Source organism: Streptomyces sp. A5-4, assembly GCF_051131715.1.
GTDB lineage: Bacteria > Actinomycetota > Actinomycetes > Streptomycetales > Streptomycetaceae > Streptomyces.
The window spans coordinates 8,039,571-8,063,881 of the sequence record NZ_CP178591.1 but is presented as its reverse complement, the minus strand read 5'-3'; the positions used below and the strand labels follow the sequence as shown (position 1 = coordinate 8,063,881).

The 24,311-nt window shown below is 70.9% G+C and carries 19 protein-coding genes, 1 tRNA gene and 1 pseudogene; 6 read left to right on the top strand and 15 right to left on the bottom strand.

The window, feature by feature from the left end; translation table 11 throughout:
- Positions 1–90: 90 nt before the first annotated feature.
- On the bottom strand, positions 91–717 hold the full coding sequence (locus ACLLJJ_RS37690) for a TetR/AcrR family transcriptional regulator (RefSeq protein WP_434599207.1): 627 nt from the start codon (positions 715–717) through the stop codon (positions 91–93).
- A gap of 172 nt (positions 718–889) precedes the next feature.
- Here ACLLJJ_RS37690 and ACLLJJ_RS37685 point away from each other — a divergent pair, with 172 nt between their 5' ends.
- Both ACLLJJ_RS37685 and ACLLJJ_RS37680 read left to right on the top strand, forming a co-directional pair.
- Entirely contained in the window at positions 890–1,702 is an 813-nt protein-coding gene (locus ACLLJJ_RS37685; protein WP_434599205.1) for a phosphatase PAP2 family protein, read from the top strand.
- Entirely contained in the window at positions 1,699–2,781 is a 1,083-nt protein-coding gene (locus ACLLJJ_RS37680) for a DMT family transporter (RefSeq protein ID WP_434599204.1), read from the top strand. Before ACLLJJ_RS37685 ends, ACLLJJ_RS37680 begins: the two co-directional genes overlap by 4 nt.
- Here the strand turns inward: ACLLJJ_RS37680 and ACLLJJ_RS37675 are convergent.
- Positions 2,766–3,812: pseudogene (locus ACLLJJ_RS37675) on the bottom strand (damage-control phosphatase ARMT1 family protein); the annotation flags it as partial. The gene ACLLJJ_RS37680 and the pseudogene ACLLJJ_RS37675 overlap by 16 nt on opposite strands.
- Positions 3,813–3,976: 164 nt before the next feature.
- Here ACLLJJ_RS37675 and ACLLJJ_RS37670 point away from each other — a divergent pair.
- On the top strand, positions 3,977–5,251 hold the full coding sequence (locus ACLLJJ_RS37670; RefSeq protein ID WP_434599203.1) for an MFS transporter: 1,275 nt from the start codon (positions 3,977–3,979) through the stop codon (positions 5,249–5,251).
- A gap of 31 nt (positions 5,252–5,282) precedes the next feature.
- On the opposite strand, the gene ACLLJJ_RS37665 is transcribed toward ACLLJJ_RS37670, so the two are convergent.
- The 8 genes from ACLLJJ_RS37665 to ACLLJJ_RS37630 all read right to left on the bottom strand — a co-directional run bounded on the left by ACLLJJ_RS37665 (position 5,283) and on the right by ACLLJJ_RS37630 (position 15,889).
- Positions 5,283–7,904, bottom strand: a complete 2,622-nt coding sequence (locus ACLLJJ_RS37665) for an ATP-binding protein (protein WP_434599202.1) — start codon at positions 7,902–7,904, stop codon at positions 5,283–5,285.
- A gap of 193 nt (positions 7,905–8,097) precedes the next feature.
- Positions 8,098–8,823: a 4'-phosphopantetheinyl transferase family protein gene (locus tag ACLLJJ_RS37660; RefSeq protein WP_434599201.1), complete on the bottom strand. Its 726-nt coding sequence runs from the start codon at positions 8,821–8,823 to the stop codon at positions 8,098–8,100.
- A 25-nt stretch (positions 8,824–8,848) separates the two neighbouring features.
- Positions 8,849–9,763, bottom strand: coding sequence for a LysR substrate-binding domain-containing protein (locus ACLLJJ_RS37655; protein ID WP_434599200.1), 915 nt, complete (start codon positions 9,761–9,763; stop codon positions 8,849–8,851).
- Between the two features lie 67 nt (positions 9,764–9,830).
- The gene (locus tag ACLLJJ_RS37650) at positions 9,831–11,027 is read right to left on the bottom strand and encodes a glycine C-acetyltransferase (protein ID WP_434599199.1); all 1,197 of its coding nucleotides are present in this window, start codon (positions 11,025–11,027) and stop codon (positions 9,831–9,833) included.
- A gap of 83 nt (positions 11,028–11,110) precedes the next feature.
- Complete coding sequence (gene tdh / locus ACLLJJ_RS37645; RefSeq protein WP_434599198.1) at positions 11,111–12,139, bottom strand: L-threonine 3-dehydrogenase; 1,029 nt, start codon at positions 12,137–12,139, stop codon at positions 11,111–11,113.
- 127 nt (positions 12,140–12,266) lie between these two features.
- Entirely contained in the window at positions 12,267–13,220 is a 954-nt protein-coding gene (locus tag ACLLJJ_RS37640; RefSeq protein WP_434599196.1) for a DUF2510 domain-containing protein, read from the bottom strand.
- 73 nt (positions 13,221–13,293) lie between these two features.
- Entirely contained in the window at positions 13,294–14,937 is a 1,644-nt protein-coding gene (gene qcrB / locus ACLLJJ_RS37635; RefSeq protein WP_434599195.1) for a cytochrome bc1 complex cytochrome b subunit, read from the bottom strand.
- A 241-nt stretch (positions 14,938–15,178) separates the two neighbouring features.
- Positions 15,179–15,889 (bottom strand): peptidoglycan recognition protein family protein, encoded by a 711-nt coding sequence (locus tag ACLLJJ_RS37630; RefSeq protein ID WP_434599194.1) that lies wholly within the window; start codon positions 15,887–15,889, stop codon positions 15,179–15,181.
- A 334-nt stretch (positions 15,890–16,223) separates the two neighbouring features.
- Here ACLLJJ_RS37630 and ACLLJJ_RS37625 point away from each other — a divergent pair, with 334 nt between their 5' ends.
- Both ACLLJJ_RS37625 and ACLLJJ_RS37620 read left to right on the top strand, forming a co-directional pair.
- Positions 16,224–16,670: a hypothetical protein gene (locus ACLLJJ_RS37625; RefSeq protein ID WP_434599193.1), complete on the top strand. Its 447-nt coding sequence runs from the start codon at positions 16,224–16,226 to the stop codon at positions 16,668–16,670.
- A gap of 66 nt (positions 16,671–16,736) precedes the next feature.
- Positions 16,737–17,585, top strand: a complete 849-nt coding sequence (locus ACLLJJ_RS37620; RefSeq protein ID WP_434599192.1) for a protein kinase domain-containing protein — start codon at positions 16,737–16,739, stop codon at positions 17,583–17,585.
- A gap of 94 nt (positions 17,586–17,679) precedes the next feature.
- Here ACLLJJ_RS37620 and ACLLJJ_RS37615 read toward each other — a convergent pair.
- Both ACLLJJ_RS37615 and ACLLJJ_RS37610 read right to left on the bottom strand, forming a co-directional pair.
- A tRNA-Leu gene (locus ACLLJJ_RS37615) sits at positions 17,680–17,767 on the bottom strand.
- A gap of 97 nt (positions 17,768–17,864) precedes the next feature.
- The gene (locus ACLLJJ_RS37610) at positions 17,865–18,329 is read right to left on the bottom strand and encodes a hypothetical protein (protein ID WP_434599191.1); all 465 of its coding nucleotides are present in this window, start codon (positions 18,327–18,329) and stop codon (positions 17,865–17,867) included.
- Between the two features lie 164 nt (positions 18,330–18,493).
- Between ACLLJJ_RS37610 and ACLLJJ_RS37605 the strand changes: the two genes are divergently transcribed.
- Positions 18,494–19,825 (top strand): DUF2254 domain-containing protein, encoded by a 1,332-nt coding sequence (locus ACLLJJ_RS37605; RefSeq protein WP_434599190.1) that lies wholly within the window; start codon positions 18,494–18,496, stop codon positions 19,823–19,825.
- A 25-nt stretch (positions 19,826–19,850) separates the two neighbouring features.
- Here the strand turns inward: ACLLJJ_RS37605 and ACLLJJ_RS37600 are convergent, their stop codons facing one another.
- The 3 genes from ACLLJJ_RS37600 to sucC form a co-directional block, all read right to left on the bottom strand.
- Positions 19,851–21,392, bottom strand: coding sequence for an aldehyde dehydrogenase family protein (locus ACLLJJ_RS37600; RefSeq protein WP_434599189.1), 1,542 nt, complete (start codon positions 21,390–21,392; stop codon positions 19,851–19,853).
- Positions 21,393–22,093: 701 nt separating this feature from the next.
- Positions 22,094–22,978 (bottom strand): succinate--CoA ligase subunit alpha, encoded by an 885-nt coding sequence (sucD, locus tag ACLLJJ_RS37595; protein ID WP_434599188.1) that lies wholly within the window; start codon positions 22,976–22,978, stop codon positions 22,094–22,096.
- Between the two features lie 33 nt (positions 22,979–23,011).
- Positions 23,012–24,145 carry an ADP-forming succinate--CoA ligase subunit beta gene (gene sucC, locus ACLLJJ_RS37590; RefSeq protein WP_434599187.1) on the bottom strand — a complete coding sequence of 378 codons (1,134 nt, stop codon included), beginning with the start codon at positions 24,143–24,145 and terminating at the stop codon, positions 23,012–23,014.
- Between the last annotated feature and the right edge of the window lie 166 nt (positions 24,146–24,311).

Sequence of the window (24,311 nt, the reverse complement as noted above, 5' to 3'; positions counted from 1 at the left end):
AGGTCCGCGCCGCGCGGCGGCAGCCGCGCAATTGCCGCGCAATGGCACGACGCGAAGGGGCGGGCCGGGAAACAGCCCGCACGCGCCCCCTCAGCCCCGCACACCCAGCCCGGGAAAGACCGCCGCCTCCAGGAACCGGACCAGATAGGCCTCGTCCGCGTACGTTCCCTCCAGCATCGGCCGCGCCCGCATGACCCCCAGCAGCTGCGCCGCGACGAACTCGCAGGCCGGATTGCCCGCCGCGACCTCGCCCCGCGCCACACCGCGCCGGATCATTTCCTCGATCGCCACGACCTCCGGCTCGACCAGCGCCTCGCGCATGGCCTCCAGCAGGTCGGGGTTGTGCAGGGCCGCGTGGCTGAGCGAGTGCAGCAGCAGGGTGTCGCGGCCGGACGCCGCGCCCGCCGCACCGGCGGCGGCGCGCAGGTCACCGGCGAGGGTCCCGGTGTCGATGTCCGTGAGCTGTACGCACCGGGTACCGCGCAGCGCGGCGGCGACGAGCTGGGGCTTGGTCTTCCACTGGCGGTAGAGGGTCGACTTGCCGCATCTGATGCGCGCCGAGACGCCCTCCATGGTGAGGGCGTCGTAGCCGCTCTCCCTGAGCAGGTCGAGGACCGCCTGGAAGAACTCCTGCTCACGCTCCGGTGTGATCTTGGAACGGCGCACGGCGACCACCGGATCCTGGTCCGGCGACGGCGAGATCGGTTGCGACGGCATGACCTGTCCTCTCCATGGATCCGGGTGGATCTGAAATCCGGTTGCGGGCGCCCTATCGATACGCCAGTGTACCGATACGGCTGCGTATCGGTACACTGGCGTATCGATAGGGCGTGGTGCAGACCAGGCCGCCGCCACAGCACATCGTGTCGTGATGCAAAGGGGCCGGGTGATGGACACCCGCACTGAGCCTGCCGAACGGGAGCCGGACACTACTGCCCGACCACCCCTCGTGCGCGAGTTCCTACTCGTCGCGGGACTCTTCATCGTCTACAAGCTCGGCCGTCAGGCCGCGAACGGCCATGTCGCCGACGCGTACCGCAACGCCGACCGCGTCTGGAATCTTGAGCGGTTCCTCCACCTGCCGGGTGAGGGTTCCGTACAGGGTGTGCTGCTGCACAGTGAGTCGCTGGTCCGCTTCGCGAACACCTATTACGCGACCGTGCATTTTCCGGCGACCGTGGTCTTCCTGGTCTGGCTGTACTGGCGCCGACCGGGCCATTACACCGGTGCCCGGCAGGCCCTGGCCGTGCTGACGGGCGCCGCCCTAGCGCTGCACCTGCTCATGCCGCTCGCCCCGCCGCGCATGCTCGGCGCGGCCGGTCTGATCGACACCGGCCAGGTCTACGGGCCGAGCGTGTACGGGGCGACACCCACCACCGACACGGTGGCGAACCAGTTCGCGGCCATGCCCTCGCTGCACTTCGGCTGGGCCGTGATGGTCGCGGTGGGCCTCATCGCCGCCACCCGCTCGCGCTGGCGGTGGCTGTGGCTGCTGCATCCCCTGCTGACGCTCCTGGTGATCGTCGGCACGGCCAACCACTACTGGATCGACGCGATCGTGGCCGTGGCGCTGCTCGGCGTCGCTCTCGCGATCACCCGGCTGCCACAGCGCGTCACCGCCCCGCGCGCCGGGTGCCCCTCCCCCGTACCGGTCGCCACCGCGTCGGCCGCCCCGCTGGCCGTCTCGGGAGGCTCCCGGTGAACGCGACCCTCGTGGCCGTCGCCCTCTCGCTCGCCTCCGCCGTCGCCTACGCGAGCGCGGCGGTGACGCAGCAGCGTCTCGCCGCGCGCAGCGAACCGTCGGCCGGTGTCCTCGCCCTGTTCGGCCGCGCCGCCTGGTGGGGCGCGATCGGTCTGAACGCGGGCGGGGCGCTGCTGCACGTGGCGGCCCTCAGCTTCGGCCCGCTCACCCTCGTGCAGCCGCTCGGCGCTCTCACCCTGGTCGCCGCCGTACCGCTGGGCGCACGCCTCGCGGGCCGGCACGTCACCCTCGTCGAATGGCGCGGCACGGCTCTCACGATCCTCGGGCTCGCCGCGCTGCTCCTCGCGGCGCGGGGCGCCGCACCGCACGAGACGCTCAGCCTGCCGGAGGCGCTGGGGGTCGCCGCCGTCACGATGACGCTGGTCGCCGTGCTGACCCGGACCGGCTCCCGCCACCCGGGACTGCGACACGCCACCGCGTCCGGGTTCACCTCCGGGGTCGCCTCCGCGCTGACCCAGACCGTGACGGTGGCGGCTGCCGCCCATGGCGCCGGACTGCTGCTGACCTGGCGTATCGCGGTCGTGGCGCTGCTCGTGGCGGGGCTCGCTGCGGGCGGGCTGCTGCTGTCGCAGACCGCCTACCGCGGCGGCCTCGGCGGGCCGCTCGCCCTGGTGACCCTCGCCAATCCGCTCGCTGCCTCGCTCATCGGTCTGACGCTGCTGGGCGAGCGCCTCCAGGGCGGTCCCGTGGGCCTGCTGCTGGCGCTCGTGGGTGCGGCGGCGGCGACGCGCGGCGTACTCCTGCTGACCCGTGCACCGGCGACGGCACCGACGCCCCCGCTCCCGCTCCCGGCACCGTCCCTGGACCTGGTGCCCACCCAGGCGCAGCCACCGGCACCGGCGCCCCGGCCCGCACGGTCGTGGGCCTCGTCTCACTCGCTGAGCCGGACAAGGGCGTGTGTGCCGCTGGTGCGCCACGGCCGCCCCGCCGCGTCGAGTTCCGCGACCGTCCTCGCCGAGAGACCGGTGACGACGTCGGACTTCAAGGTGCGCAGCGCGGCGACCGGACCGGGGAAGTAGCCGGTGACCTCGCCGAAGGGGATGGTGGCCGGCCAGTGTCGGTCACCCACCAGGCGACGGTAGTTCAGGTCGCCCTTCATGATCGTGAGCGTGGCGGACGCGAAGTCCTCCCGAAGGTCGGCGGGCATGTCGGCGTACGGGAGCGGCGCGCACGAGAACGGATGCGCCCGCAGGAGCAGACGCCCGTCGGTCACCGCCCCGCGCAGCCGCTCGGCGATTTCCGCCGCCCGGCCGCCGCCGGCCGCCATCCGTGCCAGGCAGCCGAGGACGTCGGCCGTCGTGGCGTCGGAGATGTAGTACGGGTGCGGTTTGATGTGCAGGGTCACGGACGTGGCGCGGTCGGTGGCGAGCAGATGGTCGGCGAGCACCAGGTCCGGCAGCAGTTCGGCCCCCGCGTTGTCCGCGACCAGGCACACTTTCCCGGGCCGCCCCCGGCCCAGCAGGCGCCACAGCGCGGCCGTGTCGTCCGCGACCAGCCCGGTGACCCGCTCGCCCAGACCCGCTTCACCGGCCGACAGCTGGAACCCGAGGTCGGCGCGGTTTCCCCAGAGTGACGCGTGCAGCAGCGTGATGTCCTGCTGCTCCGGGGTGAGTTCGGGGACATCGTCGAGTGCGGCCAGTTCCGCGCCGAGCTTCGCACCGGTCAGTTCGGCGTCCTTGAAGGGCGCGAACGGGTCGATTCCCTGCCACGCCCCCGGCGCGAAGTGGCCCAGTGCTCCCAGCAGCCTGCGGTAGAAGAAGCTCTCCGCCCACAGGAACGGCGCGTCCGTCCAGGGGCGCCCCAGATGTCCCTCGTCCCACTGCCGCCACGCGGCGGCCTCCGGCTCGTCCTCACCGAGGGGCTCCATCACATCCTTGGTGATCTCGTCCAGGAGACCGTCCAGGGCGCGTTGCTGCTCCGGCGGGTAGGCGGTGGCGCGGCGTACCCGCTCGATCAGCGCGGGGTGCCGTTCGACGAGGACACTCCGGGCGAACGAACCTGCGGCGCTGCTGACGACGACGGGGGCGTCCGGCTGGCTGGGCTGCGGCATACGGTGTCAACTCCTTCGAGGGGCTGCGATACGGGGATCGCGGTACGGGCGCGCGGTACAGGCATACGGGAGGGGCCTACGCATCATGCCGCGCCCCTCGCGCCACAAAGCCGTAACACCGCACCACTTGTGTACGGAGCCCGTCCCCGGACAGGGTCGTGATCATGACTCAGACCCTCACGCCGACCCGGCGGCCCGTCCGGCAGCTGATGGCCGCCTCCGTGGGCAACGCCGTCGAGTGGTACGACTGGTACGCGTACACCTTCCTCGCCACTTATATCGCGGGCCAGATCTTCCCCCACGGCGCCGGAAACTCGCTGGTCCCCCTGCTGTCCACCTTCGCCGTCTTCGCGGTGGGCTTCTTCATGCGGCCGGTCGGCGGGCTGCTGATGGGCGCTGTCGCGGACCGGCACGGCCGGCGGGCCGCGCTGACCGTCACCATCCTCCTGATGGGCGGCAGCAGCCTGCTGGTGGGCCTGACCCCGACCTACGCGTCCGTGGGCGTCCTCGCTCCGGTGGTGCTGGTGTGCGCACGGCTCCTCCAGGGACTCTCCGTGGGAGGCGAGTTCGCCGCCTCCACCACCTTCCTGGTCGAGTCGGCGGGGCCGGGAAGGCGCGGTCTGTTCTCCAGCTTCCAGTACGTCTCCACCACCGTGGGCCAGCTCGCCGCGTCCGGCATCGCCGCCCTCCTCGTCGGCAACCTCGCCGACGCGCGGATGGAGGGGTGGGGCTGGCGCGTCCCGTTCATTCTGGGCGCGGTCCTCAGCCTGGTCGGGTTCTGGATCCGGCGCGGGGCGCAGGAGACGCTCTCCGATGAACGCTCCAAGGAGCCGCGCCCCGGTCTCTTCGACGCTCTGCGTCACCACCCGCGCCAGTCCCTGCTGATCTGCGGCATCACGGCGGGCGGCACTCTCGCGTACTACACCTGGACGTCCTATCTGCCGACGTACGCCGAGCTCAACACGGGAATGTCGAAGTCCGACGCACTGCTCGCCGGCACACTCTCGCTGGCCTTCTTCGCGCTGCTCCAGCCGCTGGGCGGAATGCTCTCCGACCGCGTCGGCCGCAAGCCGCTGCTGCTCTTCTTCGGCCTGGGCTTCGCGCTGTTCAGCGTCCCGCTGCTGCGTTCCCTGAACGGCACCTTCACCTCGCTGCTGCTGGTGCAGTGCGCGGGGATGGTACTGCTCACCGGGTTCACGTCGATCTCGGCGGCGGTCAACGCCGAGCTGTTCCCGGCCCGGGTCCGCGCGGCCGGCATCGGCTTCCCGTACTCGCTCACGGTTGCCCTCTTCGGCGGTACGGCGCCCTATGTGGGCACCCTCTTCAAGGAGATGGGCCGCCCCGGGCTCTTCCCCTGGTACGTGGCCGTGCTGTGCCTGGTGTCGTCGGCGATATATTTCCGGCTGCCGGAGAACGCCCACAAGGAACTCGAACGCTGACGATCCTCCGGGCCCAACACCCCGGCGGTGTCTAGGCCTTCGGGCCCGCCGCCAGTGCCTGGCGGGCCAGCGCCACCAGCCCGTCGGCGCTGCACACCTCGGCCAGGGCGAGGCCGCGGCGCAGTTCGGCGGCGGACCCGGCGGCGATCCCGTACTCGACGCGGGCGAGTGCGTGCTCGTACGCACAGGGCGAGGCTTCGAGGAACACCACTGCCTTGGCCAGCAGTTCGACGGCCCGCTCGCCCGTCTCCAGGGCCGCCGCGCAGCGCAGTGACTCGCCGATGGCCGTGTCCGTACCGAACCGCTCGGCGTGGTCACGGACGTAGGCGGCGAGCTCGGCCGCGCGCTCCGGGTCGTCCGCGGCCACCGCACGGGCCAGGTCGCTCGCCCACGGGGCCATGACCCCGTTGTGCCGACCGCGCGTCTTCAGTATCTCGCCCGCCGCTTCCAGCTCGACGACGGCGTCCTTGGTACGGCCCTGGGCGAGCAGCAGCCGACCGCGCACGGACTGCGCGTCCGGGATCACGATCGAGGACGGGTAGGGCGGGGCGAACGCGTAACGGTCCGCGGCCTCCTGGGCCGCGTCGATCCGCCCCCGCGCGAGCAGTGTGTCGATCAGCATGCACGCGGCGTCCCAGTGCATCGGCAGGCCGTTGCCGACGCGCTCGGCGAGCCGCAGGCTCTCACGCAGATACGTCTCGGCCTCCGCGAGGTTGCCGCGCCTGCGCTGCAGATAGCCGACGAGGGCATGCGCGAAGGCCAGGTGGCCGCCGCTCCAACCGGAGATCTCGAATGCCCGCAGCGCCTCGCCGAACAGGCTCTCGGCCCGGTCGAGCCGGTCCGCGAACGCGTAGGTGAGCCCCAACAGGGCCGGGGGCTCGAAGCCCCACGCCGTGTTGGTCCAGCCCAGGCCCGGCGCGAGCTCCCCGTCGGGCAGCGCGCGGTCGCAGATCTGGATGATCTCTTCGGCGTTCTCGCCGCGGGCGGCCCTGTCGAAGGCCCTCAATATCAGCAGGGCCCGTTCGGAGTTGTCCCGGCCGGGGAGCCCGTCGGCCATCTCGGCGAGCCTGCGGGAGCGCCCCGGGCCGTCGTCCTCGCTCGCCTGCACTCCCTCCCAGAGGAAGTGCACGGCCTGCAGGCGCATCCTGGCCGGACCGGGAGCGGTCCTGGCGGCTTCGGCGGCGACCACCTGCGCCGCCTCACGGGTCTGGTTGTTGTGGGTGAGCGCCTGCGAGAGCCGGAAGACGACGTCGACGCGCTGGGCTGCGTCGAGCCCCGGCATGTCGAGCGCGGCCCGTAGGTGGCCGACCGTGGTGGCGGGTGAGGTCAGCAGGGTGGCGCAGCCCAGTTCGTACAGCACCTGGGCGTGCACATCGAGCAACGGCGGTTCCTGCAGGGCCCGCTCCAGGCAGCGCCGGGCGGCGTCCGGGGCGCCCACCGCGAGATGCTCGGCCGCTGCCTCACGCAGTTGCTCGACGAGCTCCGCGTCGTCGTCCGGATGCACTTCGAGCAGGTGCCTGGCGGCGGCTGCCGCTCCCCGCCCGGCCCGGGTGACCGCCCAGGCGGCCCGGCCGTGCATGGCGGTGCGCGTGGCGGGCGGGATGGCGCGGTAGACGGCGCCCGCGATGAGCGGGTGCGCGAACTCCATCGGATCGTCCCCGAGCAGGATGCGGGCCGCCCGCAGCCGATCGGCGCACTCGGCTGCCTCGGCCGGTCCCAACACGGCCAGGGAGATGTCGGTGCCGAGGATGGCGGCCGCCCAGGCGAACCGGGTGGTCTTATTGCCCATCTCCTCCAGCCTGGCGATCAGCCCGGTGCCGCGCGCAGAGGCGCCCAGGGCGCGCAGTGCCCCCGCCGATCCTTCGACTGGGTCCAGGTCCTCGTCGCGCACTTTGGCGAGGAGCTCCACGGTCTCGTACAGATTGCCGCCGGTGACGGCCCACACCTCGCGGCAGAACGGGTCGTCCGCGTGCGCGTCGACGGTGGCCCTGGCGAGACCGGCGGTGGCCTCGGGGGTGAGGGCCCGCAGCACCACGCACTGCCGTGCGGCCGATTCGATGGTGCGGATGTACTCCGCGGTGTCACCGACGGGTTCCTCGGTGCGGTACGCGATGACGACGAGCACGGGGAGGCCGCTGCCGCGCTGGACGAAGGAGGCCAGCCAGCCGAGGGTTTCCTGGTCGGACCAGTGCGCGTCGTCGACGATGAGGACGAGCGGGCGGTGTATGTCGGCGAGCCGCAGGACCAGGGCGTCCAGGCCGTCGCGGACGCCCTGCGGGTCGGCCTGCCCGCCCGGTGCGGTCACGCCGAGCGCGGGTCCCACGATGTCGTACCAGTCGCCGAGCAACTCCCGGGGGTCCACGACTCCCGGCATGTGCAGGGCGACCTGCATCAGCTGTCGTACGACGTGGAAAGGGACCGAGGTGACAGTCTCGCCACCCCGCGCGGACCACACCGTGCAACGCCCGGCGGCGATGCGCCGTAACTCGGACAGCAGCGCTGTCTTTCCCAGTCCCGCCTCACCGCTGTAGACCAGAACTCCACCGGCGGGTGTGTCCGCGCACAGTGCCTCAACGGCCTGTGCGCCAGCGGCGAGTTCCGTCTCCCGCTCGAAGAGCGGGACGGTGACCGGGGGCTCCGGCCGGGGCACCATCATCCCTCCCCAACAGTGGCGGACCTCGAGCGTATCCCCGCCGCGCGGCAGACGGAATCGATCCGCGCACTTTGGGCCGGGACGGGTGACGGCCGTTGACGCCTCCCGTCGCGTGCGGCGGAGCGAACGGTTCCGCCGGCCGCGGACCCGGCGCGGCCCTCCTCGGCTGTCGCACCCGTGGTCAGCCCCGGGTTCATGACCCGCCGCCGTGCCGGACGGCGACCGCGGCGGCGAACCCGGGCGGCGCGTCAACGTCATGGATGGTCCATCCCACCGGATGGGACACCGGCTTCGGGCCGGTGCCGAGATGGTCGAGCGAGGGGCTGCGGGCGAGTCCGGTGCCGATGCCCTTGAGGTACGCCTCCTTGCGCGACCAGGCCCGCGCGAAGCCGGCCGGCCGCTCGGCCTCGGGCAGGGCGGCGAGTTCAGCGATCTCGGTGGGGTGCAGCACGCCGCTGATCTCCCGGGCGTGCTCGGGCCGCGGGACGGCCTCGATGTCCACTCCCACCGGTACCGTCGCGCAGGCGAGCAGCGCCAGGTCTCCGCTGTGCGACAGCGAGAAGTGGATGCGCCCGTCCCCCGTCACGGGCCGCCCGTGCGGGCCTCCGCAGGACACGCAGGGCTCGCGGCGCAGCGGGACCTCGGCGGGGCCGACGCCGAGGCAGGAGCCGAGGAGTACCCGCAGGCCGACGTGCGCGGTGAGGTAGCACCTGCGGTCGGCCTCCCGTCGGAACGCCGCCGCGCGCCGTTTCTCCTCGGCGTCGAGCACCGCGGCGGCGAGCCGCTCGGCGGTGTCCCCGTGCCGGACCGCGTCGAGGGCCCACAGCAACGGCGTACCGGGGTCCACCGGCAGCTCAAACCGCCCCATGGGCTCGCCCAGCGCCGGGGCCACGGGCGCGTACCTCGCGGTTCGGTTCACGTCCCGAGCATAGGCAGCGGCTCCGTCAGCCGGTGGAGAGGCCCTCGGCCACGTGCGCCATGGCATCGAGCACCGGCCGGATCAGCGGATGCCGGTCGGCCCCCCGGCGCACGGCGGCGAATACCCGCCGCGTCGGCGCGGGGCCCGCGACCGGGCGTACGACGGCGTCCTTCAGCTCCATGCCGCGCAGCGCCGAGCGTGGCACGAGCGCCACCCCGGCGCCCGCTCCGGCGAGGGCGACCACGGCCCGGAAGTCGTCGGACGAGTGCGTCAACCTCGGTTGGAATCCGGCGAGTTCGCAGGCGAGGAGCATCACGTCGTGGCAGGGGTTGCCGGGATAGGGGCCGATCCAGTCGCTGTCGGCGAGCTCGGCGAGGGACACGTGCGCGCCCTGGGTCAGTGGATGCGCGGCGTGCAGTACGGCGTCGAACGGCTCGGCGTAGAGGGGCACGCGCGCGAGCCGGGGGTCGTTCTTGTGGGGCGCGCCCCGGTATTCGACGGTGAGCGCCAGGTCGGCCTCCCCGTCGAGCACCAGCGGAAGGCTCTCGTCGCCCTCGGCGTCGCGCACCCGGACCCGGATGCCCGGGTGCCGGTCGGCGAGGTGTCCGATGGCGGGGGCCAGCACCTCGGCGATGCCGGTGGCGAAGGCGGCCACCCTGACCTCGCCCGCCTCTCCCCCGGCGTGCGCGGCGAGCTCGGCCTCAGCGCGCTCCAGCTGCGCGAGCACGGCGTGCGCGTGCGCCAGCAGGATCTCGCCGGCCGCGGTCAGACCGACGCCGCGGCTGCTGCGAGTCAGCAGGCTGTGGCCGGTCTCCTGCTCCAGGGCGGCCAGCTGCTGGGAGACGGCGGAGGGCGTCAGATACAGGGCGGCGGCCGCGGCGGTCACCGTTCGGTGGTCCGCCACGGCCCGCAGGATCCGCAGTCGCCGGGGGTCGATCACCCCCGCATTCTCTCTGCCCGGCGGCGAGAACCACGAATGGGGTCCCCGGCGCGCGAGCTGCCGGGACCTACTCGGCGGCCAGCGCCTCCCGTGCGTCGATGAACGCGGCTACGGCCCGCTCCACGTCGGCGGTGGAGTGCGCGGCGGACAGCTGGACCCGGATCCGGGCCTTGCCGTGCGGAACGACCGGGTAGGAGAAGCCGACGACGTACACGCCGCGCTCCAGGAGCAGGTCGGACATCCGGGCGGCCTCGGCGGCGTCACCGATCATGACGGGGGCGATGGCGTGGTCGCCGGGGAGGATGTCGAACCCGGCGTCGCCCATCCTCGTACGGAACAGCTTGGTGTTCGCGGCGAGCCGTTCGCGCAGCTCACCGGCGGATTCCAGCAGGTCGATGACCGTGAGGGAGGCGGCGGCGATGACCGGGGCGAGGGAGTTGGAGAAGAGGTACGGGCGGGAGCGCTGGCGCAGCAGGGCGACGATCTCGGCGCGGGCGGCGACATAGCCGCCGGACGCGCCGCCGAGTGCCTTGCCGAGGGTGCCGGTGATGATGTCGACGCGGTCCATCACACCGTGCAGCTCGGGGGTGCCCCGGCCGCCGGGGCCGACGAAGCCGACGGCGTGCGAGTCGTCGACCATGACCATGGCGTCGTAACGGTCGGCCAGGTCGCAGATCTCGGCGAGCGGGGCGACGTAGCCGTCCATGGAGAAGACGCCGTCGGTGACGATGAGCTTGCGGCGGGCGCCCTGTGCCTCCTTGAGCTGCTGCTCCAGGTCGGCGAGGTCGCGGTTGGCGTACCGGAAGCGGCGGGCCTTGGAGAGGCGGATGCCGTCGATGATGCTGGCGTGGTTGAGGGCGTCGGAGATGACCGCGTCCTCGGGGCCGAGGAGGGTCTCGAAGACGCCGCCGTTGGCGTCGAAGCACGAGGAGTAGAGGATCGTGTCCTCCTGGCCGAGGAAGTCCGACAGGCGCTGCTCCAGCTCCTTGTGGATCTCCTGGGTGCCGCAGATGAAGCGCACGGACGCCATGCCGTAGCCCCAGCGGTCGAGGGCGGCCTTGGCGGAGGCGACGACCTCGGGGTGGTCGGCGAGGCCGAGGTAGTTGTTGGCGCAGAAGTTGAGGACGTCACCGGGGCGGCCACCGGCCGTGACGGCGACGGAGGCGGACTGCGGGGTGCCGATGACGCGCTCGGGCTTGAAGAGACCGGCGGCGCGGATCTCGTCGAGGTCGGTGCGCAGATCGTCGCGGACGGACGCGTACATGGGAGGGCTCCTTGCGAGGGTTCCGAGGGGGCCGGACAGTTCTGGAGGGGACGGACGGGACGGGCCTGCGAGCCGGTGACGGGTCAGGCGGTCCAGTCGAGGATGATCTTGCCGCTGCGGGCCGTCGCGGCCTCGTCGAACGCGGCGTCGAAGTCCTGGTAGCCGTAGCTGCCGGTGATCACCGGGGCGAGATCGAGGCCGCCTTCGAGCAGGACCGTCATCGCGTACCAGGTCTCGAACATCTCGCGGCCGTAGATGCCCTTGACCGTGATCATTGAGGTGACGATCTTCGACCAGTCGACGGCGAACTCCTCGGCGGGCAGCCCCAGCATGGCGATCCGGCCGCCGTGCGTCATGTTGTCGACCATGTCGCGCATGGCCTCAGGGCGGCCGGACATCTCCAGGCCGATGTCGAAGCCCTCCTTGAGGCCGAGCCGCCGTTGCGCGTCGGCGATGGTCGTCTCGGCGACGTTGACCGCGAGGGTCGCGCCGACCTTGCGGGCGAGCTCCAGGCGGGACGGGCTGATGTCGGTGATCACGACACTGCGGGCGCCGGCGTGGCGGGCGACCGCCGCCGCCATGATGCCGATCGGGCCCGCACCGGTGATCAGTACGTCCTCGCCGACCAGCGGGAACGTCAGGGCCGTGTGCACGGCGTTGCCGAACGGGTCGAAAATGGCGGCGATGTCGAGGTCGACCTTGCCCCGGTGGACCCACACGTTCGACGCGGGCAGCGACACGTACTCGGCGAAGGCGCCGTCGCGGCCGACCCCGAGCCCGACGGTGCTGCGGCACAGATGCCTGCGGCCGGCCAGACAGTTGCGGCACTTCCCGCAGACCAGGTGCCCCTCGCCGCTCACCAGGTCACCGACCGCGATGTCGCGTACGTCGGAGCCGACCGCGGCGACCTCCCCGACGAACTCGTGGCCGAGGACGCGGGGCGTGGTGACGGCCTGCTGGGCCCAGCCGTCCCACGAGCGGATATGCAGGTCGGTGCCGCAGATCCCGGTGCGCAGCACCTTGATCAGCACATCACCGGGGCCGGTCTCGGGCTCGGGCACATCCATGAGCCACAGGCCGGGCTCGGCCTTCTGCTTGACAAGGGCCTTCATCGCTGCGGCTCCAGGCGTGAGGGGACTGATCGTGAACGTCCCCCAATGTGCCGAGCCCGGCCCGCCGAGTCCATCGAGGATTTCTTAACCGGGTCAACAGCGGAGCTTCACGACCCGCCGGGAGACCTCATACGTCCTGGCCGTTCCCGGTGCCCTTGGCGGCCTTGATGCCGTCCGTGATCTTGTCCATGACGGGCAGTCCGGGCGCCTTGTCGCTGATGTCGAACCCCGAACGGACGATGACGAGCCGGCCCTTGACGCTCGGTGACGGGAAGGCGAGCGACTGCACATAGCCGTCGTCGCCCTTCTGCGTCACGACCTTCCAGCGCACCAGGAAGCCCTTCTGCCCGGCGACCTCGACGGCCTCGGCCTTCAGCTGCTCGTGCGAGGTGATCTTTCCGTAGCTCTTGCCGCCGTACGACTCCTTCGCGTTGCCCGCGATGTCCGCCTCGGCCGCCGCCTTGGCTTCGGTGGCCTTGGAGCCCAGTGCGAGCGCGGGGGCGGAGAAGACTCCCCCGCGCTGGCAGGACTCCCCGGCGTCACCGGGGCAGGGGTGCTCGCCGGTGCTCAGGGTCGCGCCGACCCGCCCGGATTTTCCGGTCCAGCCGTCGAGCACCGGAAGGCTGACGCCCGCCGCGCCGTCAGTGGCGAAGCCGTCCTCGGCGGGCGGCGCCTCAGGCGCCGCGCTCTCGCCACCCGGGCCGCCAGGCTCCTTCGGCTCCTGCCCCTCACCGTCGCCCTTGCCGTCGCCGCCACCGTCGTCCGGGGAGGGCGCGGCCGACGAACCGGCGGCGTCACGGTCGTTCCCGGAGTCGTCCGAACTCCCCAGCAGATAGGCGCCGCCGCCGACCGCGGCCAGCACCGCAACGGCCACGGCCGCCGCGACGGCCGCACGGGCCCGCCGGTTTGGTGCCTTCGGTTCCGGGGGAGGCCACGCGGCTCCGGGCCCGGGTATGTGCGGCGGGGGCGCGGGGCGTGTCTCGTCGGTCCATCGGCTGCCGTCCCACCAGCGTTGGAGGGCCGGCCCGTCACCTGTGTGCCCGGGGTCGGAGTGCCAACCGGGCGGAGTCTGATGCGTCACGGAACTCACCGTAGGAGCACTGCGTGAAGAACACATGAGAGGTACGCGCTGTCGCCGGCCTTCCCCACGCTCCTCAGTGGTGCCCGTCGCCGCTGTTGAGTGCCCGGTACTCCTCGACAGTGGGCTTGGGCACGTGCGAGCCGGGGCCGTACATGGCCCGCGCGAGCCGGGCCCGCAGCAGCTCGGAGCGCCTGAACCTGCATGTGACGCCGTTGGCGTCGACCCGCGGCCCCAGCTCGAAGGGCTCGGGTTGCTCATGCGCGGTGAGAACGTGCAACTGCGCCTGCGACAAAGGCTTGTGGACCTCGACGTACTCGCCGTGCGGCAGCCGCCTGATGATGCCGCTCTCCCTGCCGTGCAGCGCCTTGTCCCGGTCGCGGTGCTGAAGTCCCAGGCAGATCCGCCGGGTGACGACGAACGCCAGCACCGGGCCGACGAAGACCCCGATCCGCACGAACCAGGTGATCGCGTTGATGGAGAGATGGAAGCGGGTGGCCACGATGTCGTTGCCGCCGCCGATCAGCAGGACGAAGTACAGCGTCAGCCAGGCGACGCCCAGCGCTGTGCGGACCGGGGCGTTGCGCGGGCGCTGCGCGATGTGGTGTTCGCGTTTGTCCCCGGAGGCCCAGGCCTCGATGAACGGATACACCGCGATGGCCATCATGATCAGCGGGAAGAGCGAGAAGGGGATGAAGACCCCGAGTTGGAGCGTGTGCCCCCACCCGCTGATCTCCCAGGCGGGCATCACCCGGATCAGCCCTTCGGAGAACCCCAGATACCAGTCGGGCTGGGCGCCGGTGGAGACCAGGTCGGGCCGATAAGGGCCCAACAGCCAGACCGGGTTGATCTGGAACAGCCCCGCGACGATCGCGATGACGCCGAATACCAGGAAGAAGAAGCCGCCGGCCTTGGCGATGTAGATGGGCATGAACGGCGCGCCCACCACGTTCTTCTCGGTCCGTCCGGGACCGGCGAACTGGGTGTGCTTGTGGTAGAAGACCAGGATCAGATGGGCGACGACCAGCCCCAGCATGATCCCGGGCAGCAGCAGCACGTGCACCGAGAAGAGCCGCGGAATGATGTCGTCGCCGGGGAACTCCCCGCCGAAGAGGAAGAAGGAGAGATACGTCCCCACCACCGGCACCGACAGGATCGCACCCTGCGCGAACCGGAGACCGGTGCCGGACAGCAGGTCGTCGGGGAGCGAGTAGCCGGTCAGCCCCGTGATGATGCCGAGCATCAACAGGGTCCAGCCGAACAGCCAGTTGATCTCGCGCGGCTTGCGGAAGGCTCCGGTGAAGAACACCCGCATCATGTGTGCGAGCATCGCGGCGACGAAGATGAGCGCGGACCAGTGGTGGATCTGCCGGATCAGCAGCCCGCCGCGCACCTCCATGCTGATGTCCACCGTGGACTCGAAGGCCCGGGTCATGCGGATGCCGTTCAGGGGTGTGTACGCGCCGTCGTAGACGACCTCCATGCCACTCGGCTCGAAGAAGAGCGTCAGATAGACCCCGGTGAGGATCAGGATCAGAAAGCTGTAGAGGCAGATCTCGCCGAACATGAACGACCAGTGGTCGGGGAAGATCTTACGCATCTGGCTCTTCGCCAGCGTGTGGATGCCCAGGCGCCCGTCCGCCCAGTCGGCGACCCGCTCGCCCTTGCCCGGCCGCTCCGGCCGTCCGTCGTTCCGGGTGCGCTCGATGCCACTGCTCATGCGTCCCCCCTCAGGCGGATACCAGCGTGGCACGGGAGGACGACGTAGCCAACAGGCCGTGCAGACAAGTAAGTTGATGCGGCCAGGCGGACTGTCTCCCTCCGCCCCGCCACTGGTGCGACGCGAAGGAACAACTGCGTACGGCTTGGCCTGAGTTACTTCCTGGACGAACCCGCCGGGCGCGTATTTCCGTGGACGGATCCCACAGGCGCGCGGCTGAGTACGGATCCCACCCGGCAAGCTACCGGCCCTGGAGACGGGCGGCGGCCTCCCTGATGGCGGGCAGCTCGGCGGCCAGTGCCGAACCCGGGCAGTGCGTGGAGTAGCCGTCGCTGTGGCCCGACACGACCTGGAACAGCGCACTCGTACCCGCCGGGAACTTGCTCAGGCTGTGGGTGGAGATCAGCCGGACCGTGGAACGCGGATCGATGTCCGACATGCCGAGCTTCCAGGCGACGAGTACCGCGATGGAATCGGTCATGGGCTTGGGTACCGCCATGCCCGCGGTGAAGGTGCCGATCGCGGCGATGCCCGCCGTGCGCCGGTTGAAGCCCTGGGTGTGCGCGCCGACCACGGGGCGGTCGGCGCCACCCGCGCGGCCTTCGTAGATGGTGCCGCAGCGGTCGACGAGGAAGTTGTAGCCGATGTCGTCCCACTGCCGGGCGTCGGCCTGCCCCGCGTACAGATTGCGGATGACGCCCGGGGCGTCGGCGCAGTCGTAGCCGTTCGGGGAGTCGGTGTGGTGCACGAAGACCGCGTCGACGCGGTCGGCGTAGCGGGCGGGCGGCTGGGTGTACGCCGCGCCCGCCAACCAGTTCACCCGGGGCACGACAATCGGCAGCTCGCCCACCCCGGCCGCCCGGCGCACCGGCGCGGCGGCCGCGGGCATCATCGACCGGTACAGGGACTGGTCGGCCCGTACCGCCCCGCCGGGTCCACCGTGGTGGCGCACAGCAGCAGGAGCCCGACGGCCGCAGCTCCGGGCGCACAGCACAACGCCACACGGAAGACGCGCATGGACGAACTCTCCGGCCCGCCCGAGGCCCCCGCCAGGCGCGATGCGCCAAATGGCAGCTGATGTGGGGGACGTGCGTCACGCTCTTGGCCATGGCAGCCGCCGGAAAGCTCACCTCGGCGCACCCATGAGTTCCCGTTCCCCGTCGGTGAATCGGCCCGGTAGGGAGCGGGGCGCACCGCCCGGCCGGTCGCACGCCGCCGTGAAGCGGAGTCGGCCGACCGGGTCAGTAAATGCAATGCACCACCCCGACAGCAGGAGGAGACACACGATGGCAACAGCAGTGGAGTACAAGACCGGGACCTCCCTCGTCGATGAGGGGACCTTCGCTCGCTTCGTTCTCTTCATGGTCAACGACCCGCAGTTCAAGGAAGATCCGAAACACGCTCCCGGCATCCTCGACCAGGCCCTCGCGTACTACGGGGCCGTGGCCGCCAGCGACAAGCCGCTCATGCCGTCCGAAGCGGTGGACCGTGGCGTACACGCGATCCTGCTTCACACGCGGGAGGCACAAGAGCTCTTCGACCGCATCGCGGGTCGCTTCCTGCACCACAACCCGCACCCCGAGAAGGGCGGCCGACCGGCCGCATCCCTCGCGGAGACCAAGGCAGTTATCCGCGACGCTGGATACGTCGTCCAGGATAAGTTCTGGGCCGTGGTGGAGGGCGGCATCTCCCAGTGCGATAGCGACGATGGCAGGCCCTACAGCCGCGCGTAGGGGACTCAGCACGTAGCGAGTGGACCGGTCCCGCCAAGGGGCCGGTCCTTCCCGTTCCAAGAGAGGATGGCCAGCGTGACTGAGACGACGATGCCGAGTGAGGTGCTGAGCGTCGTGCGGCCTCTCGCCTGGAGGATGGTTGCCGAGAGACGCGGATCGACTGTGTGGGAAGCCGAGTCGAAGCAACACGGACGCGTCGCCGTGAAAGTGGGGGCACCCATCGATGAGAAACGGGGCTACACGGCACTCGCCCCGGCCCGCGAAGCGACTGTGCTCCATGCCCTGGGACGCCCCCACGTTGCGTATGGCACCTGGGAGCGGGGCACGTGGAGTGTTCAGCCTTGGTACGACGGAGACGATCTCTGGTCCCTGTGGTCCGGACACCGCAACGATCCTTCGGCCCCCATCGACTACCTGACGGCTGCTGAGTGCGTGGAATCCGTGGATCGGCTCCACAGCGACGGCTGGTGTCACGGAGACATCCAACCCGCCCACCTGATCGTGACCGGCGGAACCGATGGCGTACGACTGATCGACCTTGCTTTCGCTCGGGGCGGCACGCTGAACGGGCTCTACGAATTCCCCTATCCGGGATGCCTGGTCCACTACGAGGCACCCGAGATCTCCCGCGACGTGCTGGCCACCGGCACAGCCGTCCCGTCCCCCAGCGCGGATGTGTACGCCCTCGGGGCGTCTCTACTGATCGCTGCCACGGGCATGAGAGCCATGGTCTACCCCGACGACGCGGAACGACCGGTGCAGCGGCAGGCGGTCGTGGACAACAAGCGGCGGCCGTTCGATCTGCCCGACCCGTTCGGGAGCATGCTGGATCAGATGCTGAGCTACGAGCCGTGCGACAGACCGGCGCTGTCGGAGGTGGCGGCGGAGTTCCGGAAGGCTGTCGCGCCGGGGTGACGTCCAGGGGAATGACCTACGGGCGACGGATACCTCGGCTGGACACGCCACAGCCTAGAAACGCAAAAAGCCCCTGATGAACAGGGGCCTTAGCTGGTGTCCGAGGGGGGACTTGAACCCCCACGCCCGATAAAGGGCACTAGCACCTCAAGCTAGCGCGTCTGCCATTCCGCCACTCGGACCAGGTGGCCGGCCGCGGTTTCCCGTGGCGACATGGGAAACAATACCAGGGGTTCGGGGTCGGTTTCACCTGCGTATCCCGTGGTCAGTGGCTTACGGTCAACGGCTCGCGGCGGACTTGTTCGAACTGATCCAGTCCTCCTCCTGCTGCCATGCGTACAGCGTGTGCCCGTCCGTGTACGCGTAGTAGAGATCACAGCGGTACCCGGCCTTGTCCGAGGTGCCCTTCGGGAACCAGGAGGCTTCGAGGGCCGGCTTGCCCGGCGTGGTCGCAGCCTTGACGGGCTCGCAGGTGGCCGGGAGCCCGTCGGCGGGGAGGGTGGCCTTCAGGAGGCGGTCGCCGCCCGTTGTCGTCATGACGTACGAGACGTCCTTCGCCGCGTCGGGCAGCCAGCGCGGGACCGAGGTCCGGTCCTCCTTCGCGGTGGCTCCGGTGACGTAGGACGAGGCCTCCTCGTGGCGGCCGTCGTACCAGTCGAAGGCGGCGGGGCCGGCGACGATGCCCATGAAGCCGAGCCCGACCGCGGCGGCGACGGTGGTGAGGACGATCGTTCTGGTGAACATGAGGGCTCCTGAGGATGCGGCGACCTGCGGTGGTCCGGGGTACTTCCATCGTCGGGCGCGTTTTCGGCCGTCCGGGTCAGCCCGCGGGACCGTTGTATGTACGACCTCAGGGGCACGGAGGGTCGTGGGCCCTTAGGGGGTGGGGCCGACCTAGCGTTCGCCGAATGAGTCACGGATACGGATTCGGCCGCCCCCGCTACCGCAGGCCACGGGCCCTTTCGCCACTGCGTGAGCATTTGCGGGACACATTCTGGTTCGCGCCGACCGCGGGGCTCCTCACCGTGGCGCTGCTGTGGTGGGCGGCGTCCGCGCTGGACGCGTCACTCATCTCGGCGCTGCAGGAGGACGGGGCGTACGACGAGGTCGGCGAGCTGGCCGCCATCACCGAGGACGCCAAGACGATCATCACGACCGTGAGCTCGGCCATGATGACCTTCATCGGTGTCGTGTTCAGCATCTCGCTCGTCGCCGTGCAGATGGCGAGCGGACAGTTCAGCCCACGCGTGGTGCGGATCTTCGTCAGGAGCAGGATCACCAAGCTCACCTTCGCGGTGTTCCTGGCGACCTTCGTGCTGTCGCTGCTGGTGATGGCGGAGTACGAGAGCGAGACCGACCCCCGGCTGGTCGTGTCCGTGCCGTTGGTGCAGAGCCTGCTGACTATGGCGATGGTGGGGCTCAGCCTGTTGCTGTTCATCGCGTACGTGAACTCGACGCTGCGGCTGATGCGCGTCAGCCACGTCATCGACCACATCACGCACGAGTCGTTCTGGGTGCTGTCCCGGCAGCAGCAAAAGCTCGCGGAGGAAGCCGAGTTGGGGCCGGAGACCGCGCGGATCACTCATGACGGGCGCGCCGGTGTGCTGCGGGACGTGAATATCGCGCGGCTCGTACGGGCGGCCCGGCGGCGCGGGGTGGTGCTGCGGCTGATTCCGCGGATCGGGGACTTCGTGGTGCCGGGTACGCCGGTGCTCGCCGTGCACGGTGGGCAGGCGCCGCCGCGGAGCGCCCTGCGGTACACCGTGTCCGTGGGGGTGGAGCGGACCTTTCACCAGGATCTCGGGTTCGGGCTGCGTCAGCTCGCCGACATCGCGCTGCGGGCGTTGTCGCCCGCGGTGCACGATCCGACGACCGCCGTGCAGGCGCTGGACCGGATCATCCAGTTCCTGGCGGCCTCGGCGGATCTGCCGCTGGGCGCGTTGCACCACCGGGACCGGCAGGGTGAATTGCGGCTGGTGCAGGATGTTCCCGGCTGGGAGGACCTGGTCGATCTGGGGCTCACCGAGATCCGCGGGTGCGTGGCGGGCAATCCGCAGGTGTCGCGGCGCATGATGGCCGGCTTCGAGGATCTGCTGCATCTCGCGCCGACGGATCCGGTTGACCGGCGCAGGCCCTTGCTCCGGCACCGCGAGCTCCTGATCGAGTCTGTGGAGCGTACGGTGCCGGAGGCGACCGACAGGGAGTTCGCACTTCTGAGTGACCGTCAGGGAATTGGCTGAAGAACCGCGTTGGCGAAACTGAGAGTTACGGCATCGACTGGTAGTCGGGGAAGTTGCCTGGCGGCTTCTCGTCGGAGGGCCCCTGGGTGACCGACCGTACGAGCAGTTCTCCGCCCACGAACGCCCCCCGCCAGGAGGCTCCGAAGCCGCCGAAGAGTTCGTCGCGGTCGCCGCGCGAGCGGGGCCTTCCGTGGCCGACCTTGAAGGCGCGGACCTGGGGTGCGAGGCGTTCGTAGGTCAGCGGGTCGTCGGTGGACAGGGTCGCCACCAGAGCGCCGTTGGAGGCGTTCATGGCGGCGAGCAGCTCCGCCTCCGTATCGACGAGGACGATCGTGTCCACCGGACCGAACGGCTCCGCGTGATGCAGGGGCGAGGACGGTGGCGGGTTGAGAAGAGTCACGGGCTGCAGATAGGCGCTGGTGTCCTGGCCGGGCAGGAACCGGGCGTCCGCGAGTGAGCCCCGGTGCAGTGGGACCGCGCCGCGATCAATGGCCTCGGCGACCTGGTCGGCGAGTTCCTTGGCCTTCGCCGCGTTGATGAGCGGGCCGAAGTCCAGGCTGGGGAGCGGGTCTTCGGGGTGTTCGACGGCCAACGGATGGCCGGTGCGGATGGAACGTACGGCCGGGAGATACGCCTCCAGGAACTCGTCGAACAGCGTGCGCTGGACGACGAAGCGCGGATAGGCGGTACAGCGCTGCTTGCCGTAGTCGAAGAGCTTGGGGATGAGGGAGGTGAGGGTGGGCCAGTCCGAGTAGTTCCAGATGCCCCAGGTGTTGAGCCCCTCCTGTTCGAGGATGTGGCGCTTGCCGAGGTCGGCGACGGCCGTGGCGATGCGGGCGCCGGTGTCCCGGCCGCCGACGAAGGAGACGCAGCCGATCTCCGGGGAGCGGACCAGGGACGAGGACAACTCGCTGCCACTCCCGCTGACGAGTGTGACCGGGATGCCCTCACGAGCGGCGAGCGCCGAGGCCAGGGTGAGGCAGGCGACGCCGCCGTCGGTCGGTGCCTTGGCGATGACCGCGTTGCCGGCCAGTGCCTGTACGAGCATGGCGTGGACCAGGACGGACATCGGGTAGTTCCAGCTGGCGATGTTGGAGACGGGGCCGTCGAGGGGCGTCCGGCCGTTCATCATCGGTCCGATGCCGTCCACGTACCAGCGCACGCCGTCGATCGCACGGTCGACGTCGGCCTGGGCCAGCCGCCAGGGCTTGCCTATCTCCCAGACCAGGAGGAGGGCGAGCAGTTCGCGGTGCTCGGTGAGGGCGTCGAGGGTGGCGGCGACGCGGGCGCGCCGCTCGGGCAACGGGACGTGACGCCAGGCGCGGTGCTGGTCCAGCGAAGCCCGCACCGCCTGCCCCGCGGTGGCCGCGTCGAGACGCGGCGGGCCCGCGATGGGGCTGCCGTCGACGGGGCTGGTGGCGGACAGGACGCGGCCGTCGGGCTGCCATGCCGATGCCCAGAGGTTGAGTACGCGGTCGTCCCGGAAGGCCTCGGGCGCGACGGCGAGGCAGCGCTGCCACGCGTCGGACCAGGCGGTGCCGGGCTTGAGGGTGAGGATGGGTGCCATTGAGGGTCTCCGCTCGAAGGGGGCGGGGTTACGTGCATGGCTCGGGTGGGGGGTGCGGGTGCGGTGGGTGGGTGGCGCGGTGGCTGGTGCGGGTGCGTGCTGTGGGCGTGGGGTGCGGCGCGGGCTCGGACGTGCGGGGTGCGCATGGCTCGGGTGCGGGATGTGCTGTCGGTCCGGAGGTGCGGGTGTGCTGCCGGTTCGAAGGTGCAGGGTTGTGCCGCCGGTCCGGAGATGCGGGCCGCGGAACGGGGCACTGGCACGGGGCCCGGAGTTACGGGACATCGCACCGGGCCCGGGTTCGGGCCCCGTTGCCGGCCCGGACGCGCCGGCCGCCGTGATGGGCCCGGATTCTGGCCCGGTGCACCGAGGCCCCGGTACGAGCCGTCCTGCCCGACCCAAGTACGAGCCGTCCTGCCGGGCCCAAGTAGAGGCCCGCCGTACCTGGCCCGGGTACGAGCCGCCCTGCCCGACCCACGTGTGGGCCGCCCTGCCGGACCCGGGTACGGGCCGTCCTGACCGACCCACTTGCGGGCCGTCCTGCCCGGCCCACTTGCGGGCCGTCCTGCCGGGCCCAAGTAGAGGCCCGCCGCGCCTGGCCCCGGTACAGGCCGTCCTGACCGACCCACTTGCGGGCCGTCCTGCCGTTGCGCGTTCCTACTCGACGGTAGCGAGGATCCCGCCCGATGGGCACCGGCCCGGCTCTAACTATGAGTGACGTCACGTGACGCGATACGCGCCGTCTCCGACGGGGTCGAGCCGACGCGTACACCCGCTGCCTCCAGCGCCTCCTGCTTCGCCCTCGCCGTCCCGGTGGAGCCCGAGACGATCGCTCCCGCGTGGCCCATGGTCCGGCCCTCGGGGGCGGTAAAGCCCGCGATGTAGCCGACGACCGGCTTCGTGACGTGGGCTGCGATGTACGCCGCCGCACGCTCCTCCGCGTCGCCGCCGATCTCGCCGATCAGCAGGATGAGTTCGGTGTCCGGGTCCTCCTCGAACGCCGCCAGGCAGTCGATGTGGGTGGTGCCGACAACCGGGTCGCCGCCGATGCCGACCGCTGTGGAGAAGCCGATCTCCCTCAGCTCGTACATCAGTTGGTAGGTGAGCGTTCCCGACTTGGATACGAGGCCGATGCGGCCGGCCTTGGTGGCGATGTCGGCGGGGATGATGCCCGCGTTGGACTGCCCGGGGCTGATCAGTCCCGGGCAGTTGGGGCCGATGATGCGCGTGGAGCGTTCCTTCGCGTACGCCTGGAAGGCGACCGCGTCATGGACGGGTATGCCCTCGGTGATGACGACGGCCAGGCCGATGCCCGCGTCGGCCGCCTCGTTCACCGCGGCCCTGGCGAACGGCGGCGGGACGAAGACGACCGACACGTCGGCCCCGGTGGCGGCCATGCCCTCGGCCACGCTCGCGAAGACCGGGACCGTCCGGTCGTCGAAGTCAACGATCCGGCCCGCCTTGCGCGGATTGACGCCGCCCACGATCTGGGTGCCGGCGCCAAGCATGCGGCGGGTGTGCTTCATGCCCTCGGCGCCCGTCATGCCCTGGACGAGGACCTTGCTCTCCTTGGTCAGGAAGATGGCCATGACTCTCTCCTTGGCTCGTTGTCCGACAGCCCGCTATCCGGCGTTAGCGAGTTGCGCGGCCTGGTCGGCGGCGCTGTCCATCGTGGTGGCCTGGTGAATCAGCGGGTGGGCCCGGCCGTTGAGGATCGCCCGGCCCCGGGCCGCGGCGTTCCCGTCGAGGCGTACGACGAGCGGACACGTCAACTGGACAGATTCCAGGGCCTGGACGATGCCTTCGGCCACCGCGTCGCAGGCGGTGATGCCGCCGAAGACATTGACGAAGACGGACTTCACCGCCGGGTCGGAGAGGACGACGGACAGCCCGTCGGCCATCACCTCGGCGGAGGCCCCTCCCCCGATGTCGAGGAAGTTCGCGGGCCGCGCGCCGCAGCCCGCGACGACGTCGAGGGTGGACATCACGAGGCCGGCGCCGTTGCCGATGACGCCGACCTCGCCGTCGAGCTTGACGTAGTTGAGGCCCTTGGCCGCGGCTGTGGCTTCGAGGGGGTCCGCGTGCGGGTCGGCCGCGTCGCCTCCCCAACGGGCCTGCCGGAAAACCGCGTTGTCGTCGAGCGTCACTTTGCCGTCGAGGGCGAGGATGCGGCCGTCGGTGGTGCGTGCCAGCGGGTTGACCTCCACCAGCAGGGCGTCCTCCTCCGTCAGCACCTGCCAGAGCCGCTGGAGTACGGGCGCCACCTCCGGCGGGAGCTTCGCCGCCTCGGCGATCTCCGCGGCCTTGGCGGGGGTGACGCCGTCGGCGGGGTCGACGGCGATGCGGGCCACCGCGTCGGGGCGATTCGCCGCGACCTCTTCGATGTCCATGCCGCCCTCGGCGGACGCGATGGCGAGGAAGCGGCCTGCCGCCCGGTCGAGGACGTACGAGACGTAGAACTCCGCCTCGATGGAGACGGGTTGGGCCAGCATCACGCTGCGGACCGAGTGGCCCTTGATGTCCATGCCGAGGATCTGTCGGGCGGTCAGTTCCGCCGCGGCCGGGTCAGCGGCGATCTTCACTCCGCCCGCCTTGCCCCGGCCTCCGGTCTTCACCTGGGCCTTGACGACGACGCGGCCACCGAGGCGCTCAGCCGCCGCACGCGCCTCGCGCGCAGTGGCCGCCACCTCGGCCTCCGGCACCAATACGCCGTACTGCGCGAAGAGTTCCCTTGCCTGGTGTTCGTACAGGTCCATACCGGCTCCTCAATCCTCAGTCGGACCGGGCTCCCCGGGAGGCATCCCCGGCCCTCCGGCCGAAAAGACTTCCGTACGCCCCCTGGACACCACCCCACTGAATGCGGGATAACAAGCTTCATACAGTATTCGTCGACTGTATGCAATCTACCGCGCAACAGCTCCA

What these genes read in the sequence shown, in the direction of transcription:
- ACLLJJ_RS37605 (WP_434599190.1), top strand. Translation starts at nt 18,494, where the DNA reads ATGAGTCACGGATACGGATTCGGCCGCCCCCGCTACCGCAGGCCACGG.
- ACLLJJ_RS37600 (WP_434599189.1), bottom strand. Translation starts at nt 21,392, where the DNA reads ATGGCACCCATCCTCACCCTCAAGCCCGGCACCGCCTGGTCCGACGCG.
- ACLLJJ_RS37650 (WP_434599199.1), bottom strand. Translation starts at nt 11,027, where the DNA reads ATGTACGCGTCCGTCCGCGACGATCTGCGCACCGACCTCGACGAGATC.
- sucC (WP_434599187.1), bottom strand. Translation starts at nt 24,145, where the DNA reads ATGGACCTGTACGAACACCAGGCAAGGGAACTCTTCGCGCAGTACGGC.
- ACLLJJ_RS37685 (WP_434599205.1), top strand. Translation starts at nt 890, where the DNA reads ATGGACACCCGCACTGAGCCTGCCGAACGGGAGCCGGACACTACTGCC.
- ACLLJJ_RS37625 (WP_434599193.1), top strand. Translation starts at nt 16,224, where the DNA reads ATGGCAACAGCAGTGGAGTACAAGACCGGGACCTCCCTCGTCGATGAG.
- ACLLJJ_RS37620 (WP_434599192.1), top strand. Translation starts at nt 16,737, where the DNA reads ATGGCCAGCGTGACTGAGACGACGATGCCGAGTGAGGTGCTGAGCGTC.
- ACLLJJ_RS37690 (WP_434599207.1), bottom strand. Translation starts at nt 717, where the DNA reads ATGCCGTCGCAACCGATCTCGCCGTCGCCGGACCAGGATCCGGTGGTC.
- ACLLJJ_RS37665 (WP_434599202.1), bottom strand. Translation starts at nt 7,904, where the DNA reads ATGGTGCCCCGGCCGGAGCCCCCGGTCACCGTCCCGCTCTTCGAGCGG.
- ACLLJJ_RS37670 (WP_434599203.1), top strand. Translation starts at nt 3,977, where the DNA reads ATGACTCAGACCCTCACGCCGACCCGGCGGCCCGTCCGGCAGCTGATG.
- sucD (WP_434599188.1), bottom strand. Translation starts at nt 22,978, where the DNA reads ATGGCCATCTTCCTGACCAAGGAGAGCAAGGTCCTCGTCCAGGGCATG.
- tdh (WP_434599198.1), bottom strand. Translation starts at nt 12,139, where the DNA reads ATGAAGGCCCTTGTCAAGCAGAAGGCCGAGCCCGGCCTGTGGCTCATG.
- qcrB (WP_434599195.1), bottom strand. Translation starts at nt 14,937, where the DNA reads ATGAGCAGTGGCATCGAGCGCACCCGGAACGACGGACGGCCGGAGCGG.
- ACLLJJ_RS37610 (WP_434599191.1), bottom strand. Translation starts at nt 18,329, where the DNA reads ATGTTCACCAGAACGATCGTCCTCACCACCGTCGCCGCCGCGGTCGGG.